Origin of the sequence: Streptomyces sp. NPDC029216, assembly GCF_040648015.1 — a bacterium.
Classification (GTDB): domain Bacteria; phylum Actinomycetota; class Actinomycetes; order Streptomycetales; family Streptomycetaceae; genus Streptomyces.
In genome coordinates, this window is the sequence record NZ_JBEZWL010000248.1 from 1 (window position 1) to 5,818 (window position 5,818).

Here is a 5,818-nt window from a genome sequence, read left to right on the forward strand (position 1 = left end):
CCACACCAGGCCAGAAGGCCCTCACCCATTTCAAGATCTCTCAGCCGAGACCTGCATCACCCGTCCACAACCTCCCTGGACAGAACACCTAGGCCTAGGCCTGGGCGGCGTGGCGGGTCAGGAACGTGCCCACGCGCGGGGAGCGCTGGTGCGGGACCAGGGTGCGGGCCGTGCCCGCCAGCAGGGAGCGGATCCGGGTCGACTGGACCTCCGCCAGCAGGTCCAGCACCCGCCCGCCCGCCCAGGCGGCCTCGTCGGGGGCCCCCGCGCGGGCCAGGTCGTCGGCGAGCTCGGCGGTGTAGAGGGCCACGTTGCGTGCGAAGTGCGGGTCCTGGAGGTCGGCCGCGCGGCGGGCGTGCCGGGCCGCGCGGGCGGGCTCCCCGAGCGCCGCCCAGCAGCGGGACTCCAGGGACTCCAGCTCGGCCTCGCCGAAGAAGGACATCCACTCCGGGTCGGCGGCGCACTCGCCCCGCGCGAACTCGGTGTGCGCCCGGGTCAGCGCCTCCTCGCACGCCCTGCGGTCCCCGAGCCCCGACCAGCCGCCCGCCTCCCGCAGCGCCAGCAGCGACAGCAGCCGGGCCGAGCCGAGCGAGCGGGCGGCGCGCCGGCCCGCCTGGGCGGCCCGTACCGACTCGCGGGGGCGTCCGCAGTCCCGGGCCAGGAAGGCCATGTTGCTGAAGGCGTGCGCCTCCAGGCCCGCGTCCCCCGCCACCCGGGCGGTGGCCAGGGCCTCGGCGTAGTGCGAGCGGGCGTCTTCGAAGCGGCCCGAGTCGTGGGCCAGCCAGCCCACCGAGACGGCCAGCTCCCCGGCCCCCGCGTGCAGCCGGTCCTCGGTGGACTGCCGGGTGGCTCCCGCGTCGAGGAGGGCGTAGGCGGTCAGCAGGGGCTGCGCCGCCCGCCGGTAGAGGGCGTCGGCGCCGTGCCGGTCGTCCAGCAGCCGGATCTGGCGTACGGCGTCCTCGACGGCGGCGGCCTCGGCCTCCCCGGCGCGGGAGGGGATCCGGCGGCCGTCTCCGAGCAGGGTGAGGCTGAGCGTCGCGGCCGCCACGGTCGCGGAGCCGCCCGCCATGAACGCGCGGCGCAGCACGTCGCTCTCCTTGGAACGGTGGATGAGGTGGGTGAAGACGGGCGGGGCGGGCAGGGCGCGCTGCGCGGCCCGCCCGCGGACCGCCTCGCGGGGGGAGAAGCCCAGGTCGGCGAGGGTGCGGCCGGGGAACATGTGGAGGAAGACGCGCTCGTAGGCGTAGTTGGGGCAGCGGATCTCGCCCGACTCGACCCGCCCGATGTAGCGGGCGTCGCAGGAAACCGTTTCGCCGATCTCCCGTGCGGCCCGGCGGACCATGGCGGCGAACTCGGCCGGGGAGTGCGCGCCGCGCAGCCGCCGGAAGCTGGAGTTGGGTGAGTGGGGTGACGCCGCCATGGACGCTGCCTCTCTGGACAAGCCCGTCCCGGAGTCAGGCGCTCCGGCGCGCATGAACGTACCGCCAGCGAGGGGGCCTCCACGCGGTGTTTGGCTACAAAACGGATATCTCACCCGCGATCCGCCATGAACTGCCATCCTTTGCGGCGTCTTGCCACCGCACCTGTTGACGCTTCTCCGCGTTGAACCCATGCGGATACGGATCGAGGAGGGGTTCCCCTTGGTGGAGGCCGGCATGGACAGCATTGGTACGGACACCGCGCCCGGGGCCGGCGCGACCCCGCTCACCGCTCAGGCCCCGGCCGCGGTCTCCGCCCCGGTCCTGGCCCCGGACCTGGTGACCGTTTCCGTCCGGCAGGGTCTGGAGGCCGTGGACATCATCCGGCGGGGCGCCGGCCAGGCCGTCCCCGCGGTCGGGCCCGTCCTGCACGACGGTTCGGGCGACACCCTCGGCTTCCTCGTCCCGCCCGGCACCGCCGACGCCTGGGACCTGCCGGGCAGCGCCTGTACGCAGACCAACGGGCGCGGGATGCGCTTCGGCGACCTCGCCGCCGCGCCCACGGCGGGCGGTACGGGGTGGCTGCTGCCGCCCGAGGCGGTGGGGCCGGTCACCGATCCGGAGGTGCTGCGCGCGGCGCTCGGCGAGGCGGCCCGGCTCATCGAGGCGGCCGACAACTGTCGGTGATGCTCTGGCCAGCGATAATGGCGGGGTGGCAGGCAAGGGCATAAGCAAGGACAAGGGCAGGAACCGTGACGGGGGCCGGCGGGGAACCGCCGAGCCGGTCACCGGGCAGGTGGGCGGCGGCCTGGCCGAGCTGTCCCCGGACCGCGAGCGCGCCCGCGCCTGGACCCTGATGGTCGACGGGGCCCCGCAGTCCCACGTCGACCTGGACGACCCCGGGTACCTGGACTTCGCCTACCAGCGCCGCATCGGCCACCTGATCGACCTTGTCGCGCCCGCCCGGCAGCCCCTGAACGTGGTGCACCTGGGCGGCGGCGCCCTCACCCTCGCCCGCTACACGGCCGCCGCGCGCCCCCGCTCCTCGCAGCAGGTCGTGGAGATCGACGCGGCCCTGGTGGCCTTCGTGCGGGAGCACCTGCCGCTGGACCCGCAGGCGCGGGTCCGGGTCCGGGCGGTGGACGCGCGGGCGGGGCTGGCGAAGGTGCCCGACGGCTGGGCGGACCTGGTCATCGCGGACGTGTTCAGCGGGGCGCGCACCCCGGCCCACCTGACCAGTGCCGAGTTCCTGGACGACGTACGCCGGGCGCTGTCGCCCACCGGCTGGTACGTGGCCAACCTCGCGGACGGGCCGCCGCTGGCGCACCTGCGGGGCCAGGTCGCCACCGCCGCCTCGCGCTTCGAGCGGCTGGCGCTGGCCGCGGATCCCGTCGTCTGGCGGGGGAAACGTTTCGGCAATGCGGTCCTCGTGGCCTCCGACCGGGAGCTGCCCGTCGCGGAGTTCACCCGCCGCGTGGCGAGCGACCCGCACCCGGGCCGGGTGGAACACGGCCGGGCCCTGGCCGACTTCACGGGCGGCGCGGCCCCGGTCTCCGACGCCTCGGCAGTGGCCTCGCCGGAGCCCCCGGCTTCCGTCTTCCGCTAGCGGTTCACGGGTCCACGGTCTCCACCGTCGGCGGATGGTCGTGCCAGGTGCAGAACACCGACACCTCGCGGCTGTCACGGGTGAACGTGACCCGGATCCAGAAGTCCTGCTTCCACACCTGCACCCGCCACCCCGCCTCCGGGGTCGCGGAGACCAGGGCGGCCGAGGAGGTGCCGAGGTCGAAGACGACCCGGCCGCCCGAGACCGAGTACCCCTTCACATTGCCGGAGCCCGAGGCCTGCCCGCCGCCCTCCGGGTACGGCCGCTGCTGCCCGGGCGGCGGCGCGGACTTCGACCTCGCGGCCGGGGAGGACGGGGCGGCCGCCGGCGCGGACGGCGACGACGACCCCGCGGCGGACGGTGACGGCGACGCGGAGGGCGACCCCGAGGGCCCGGCCGGCGCCGGCCCCTCCGCGCCCCGCGTCGAGGAGGACAGCGGCACGGTCGCCAGCGGAACCGCGAGCGGAGGATCGTACGCCGTACCGGACATGACGGTGCGCACGCCCCACCACGACAGGGTCACGGCGGCCGCGGTCGCCACCAGCCAGGCCATGGCATGTACAAGTCCTCGTCGCATCGGGCACATACTGCACCACCCGTCACAGACCCGGCACGGCCCCTCCCCAGGTCCCCCGAATGGACTACCGTGCGCCCATGGCTAGTGTGCTCGTGGTCGAGGACGACCAGTTCGTACGTTCCGCCCTCATCCGGCACCTGACCGAGGCCTCCCACACCGTGCGGAGCGTCGGCACGGCCCTGGAGGCCCTGCGCGAGGTCGCCCACCACCGCTTCGACGTGGTCATCCTCGACCTCGGGCTGCCCGACCTCGACGGCTCCGAGGCGCTCAAGATGCTGCGCGGCATCACCGACGTCCCGGTCATCATCGCCACCGCCCGTGACGACGAGGCCGAGATCGTCCGGCTGCTCAACGACGGAGCCGACGACTACCTCACCAAGCCCTTCTCCGTCGAGCACCTCTCCGCCCGGATGGCCGCCGTCCTGCGCCGCTCCCAGGCCGCCGCGGCCGAACCGCCCCCGCGCGTGCTGCGCGTCGGCGGGCTGGCCATCGACCCGCTGCGCCGCCAGGCCGAGCTGGACGGGGCCGTACTCGACCTGACCCGGCGGGAGTTCGACCTGCTGGCCTTCCTCGCCGGGCGGCCCGGGGTGGTCGTGGCCCGGCGGGAACTGCTCGCCGAGGTGTGGCAGCAGTCGTACGGGGACGACCAGACCATCGACGTCCACCTGTCCTGGTTGCGCCGCAAGCTCGGCGAAACCGCCGCCCGGCCCCGGTACCTGCACACGCTCAGAGGTGTTGGGGTGAAGCTGGAGCCGCCGCTGTGAGCGTCGCACGCGCGGCCGCCGGGCCGCAGACGACCACGATGGCCGCACCGGTGCGCCGCGCGGGCGACCGTGACAACAGCCGCTGCCGCGGCGGAGCGAGCCGACAGAGGTGAGATGGGCGCTGGTCAAGGTCTGCCTCGCCGTCACCACCATGGTGGCCGTGGCCTTCGCGGTGCCGCTGGGGCTGGTGGTGCAGGAGATGGCCAGCGACCGGGCCTTCTCCAACGCCGAGCGGCAGGCCGCCACCATGGGGCCGACCCTGTCCATCACCACCGACCCGGTGCAGCTGCGCAAGGCCGTCGAGTCCACCGAGATGGGCGCCGCCCGGCGGATGGCCGTCCACGTCCCCGCCATCGGCGGCGCCGCCCCCGTGGACATCGGCGACGGCTGGGCGGGCACGCGCGCCGTGGCCGAGACCCGCTCCATGGGACGGGCCACCACTGCCGGGGCCGCCGGCGGGGGCTCCGCGCTGCTCCAGCCCATCGCCCTCGGCTCCGGTGACATCGCCGTCATAGAGATCTACGTGCCGGAGAGCGAGGTCAGCAACGGGGTCGCCACCGCCTGGCTGGTCCTCGCCGGCGTCGGACTCTCCCTGGTCGTCGGCTCGGTGGCGGTAGCCGACCGGCTCGGCGCCCGCCTGGTGCGCCCCGCCGAACGGCTCGCGGACGCCGCGCACCAGCTGGGGGAGGGGCGGCTCGGGGCCCGGGTGCCCGAGGACGGCCCGAAGGAACTCCGCTCGGCGGCCGTCGCGTTCAACTCGATGGCCGACCAGGTCGTCGAACTCCTCGCCAACGAGCGGGAGCTCGCCGCCGACCTCTCGCACCGGCTGCGCACCCCGCTGACGGTGCTGCGGCTCAACGCGGCCTCCCTCGGCGACGGGCCGGCCGCCGAGCACACCCGGACGGCGGTCGAGCAGCTGGAACGCGAGGTCGACACGATCATCCGCACCGCCCGCGAACAGCGGCCGCCCGCCGCCGCGGCGGCCACCGCCGGCTGCGACGCCTCCGAGGTGATCCGCGACCGGATGGCCTTCTGGTCCGCGCTCGCGGAGGACGAGGGCCGCGAGGTGCGGCTCGCGGGCGTGGACCGCACCGTACGGGTCCCCGTGGCCCGGCCGGAGCTGGCGGCCGCCCTCGACGCCCTGCTCGGCAACGTCTTCCGGCACACCCCCGAGGCCACCCCCTTCGCGGTCGACGTCCACGACGCGGGGGACGCCGTCATCGTCCTCGTCTCGGACGCGGGCCCCGGCATCGCCGACCCGGACGCGGCCCTGCGGCGCGGCAACGACGGCGCCCGCGACGGCTCCACCGGGCTCGGCCTGGACATCGTGCGCCGCGTCGCGGAGTCCACGGGCGGCGACGTACGGCTGGGGCGTTCGGTGCTCGGGGGGACCGAGGTGCGGGTGTGGCTCGCCCTGGACGACCGGGCCCGGCGCGGCGGCCGCGGCCCGGGC

Annotated in this window: 6 protein-coding genes; 4 read left to right on the forward strand and 2 right to left on the reverse strand. The window is 75.5% G+C overall.

Annotation, left to right across the window (positions count from 1 at the left end; genetic code table 11):
* Positions 1-94: 94 nt before the first annotated feature.
* Positions 95-1,420 carry a tetratricopeptide repeat protein gene (locus tag AB0F18_RS38125; RefSeq protein WP_362069816.1) on the reverse strand — a complete coding sequence of 442 codons (1,326 nt, stop codon included), beginning with the start codon at positions 1,418-1,420 and terminating at the stop codon, positions 95-97.
* Between the two features lie 235 nt (positions 1,421-1,655).
* Here AB0F18_RS38125 and AB0F18_RS38130 point away from each other — a divergent pair, with 235 nt between their 5' ends.
* Both AB0F18_RS38130 and AB0F18_RS38135 read left to right on the forward strand, forming a co-directional pair.
* Complete coding sequence (locus AB0F18_RS38130) at positions 1,656-2,105, forward strand: hypothetical protein (RefSeq protein WP_362069819.1); 450 nt, start codon at positions 1,656-1,658, stop codon at positions 2,103-2,105.
* 40 nt (positions 2,106-2,145) lie between these two features.
* A complete protein-coding gene (locus AB0F18_RS38135) occupies positions 2,146-3,024 on the forward strand; it encodes a fused MFS/spermidine synthase (RefSeq protein ID WP_362069828.1) in 879 nt (292 codons plus the stop codon).
* Between the two features lie 4 nt (positions 3,025-3,028).
* Here AB0F18_RS38135 and AB0F18_RS38140 read toward each other — a convergent pair whose 3' ends face one another.
* Positions 3,029-3,601, reverse strand: a complete 573-nt coding sequence (locus tag AB0F18_RS38140; protein ID WP_362069822.1) for a hypothetical protein — start codon at positions 3,599-3,601, stop codon at positions 3,029-3,031.
* Between the two features lie 77 nt (positions 3,602-3,678).
* Here AB0F18_RS38140 and AB0F18_RS38145 point away from each other — a divergent pair, with 77 nt between their 5' ends.
* Positions 3,679-4,365, forward strand: coding sequence for a response regulator transcription factor (locus AB0F18_RS38145; protein WP_185117278.1), 687 nt, complete (start codon positions 3,679-3,681; stop codon positions 4,363-4,365).
* Between the two features lie 109 nt (positions 4,366-4,474).
* On the forward strand, positions 4,475-5,818 hold a 1,344-nt coding region (locus AB0F18_RS38150), incomplete at its 3' end, for a HAMP domain-containing sensor histidine kinase (RefSeq protein WP_362069825.1).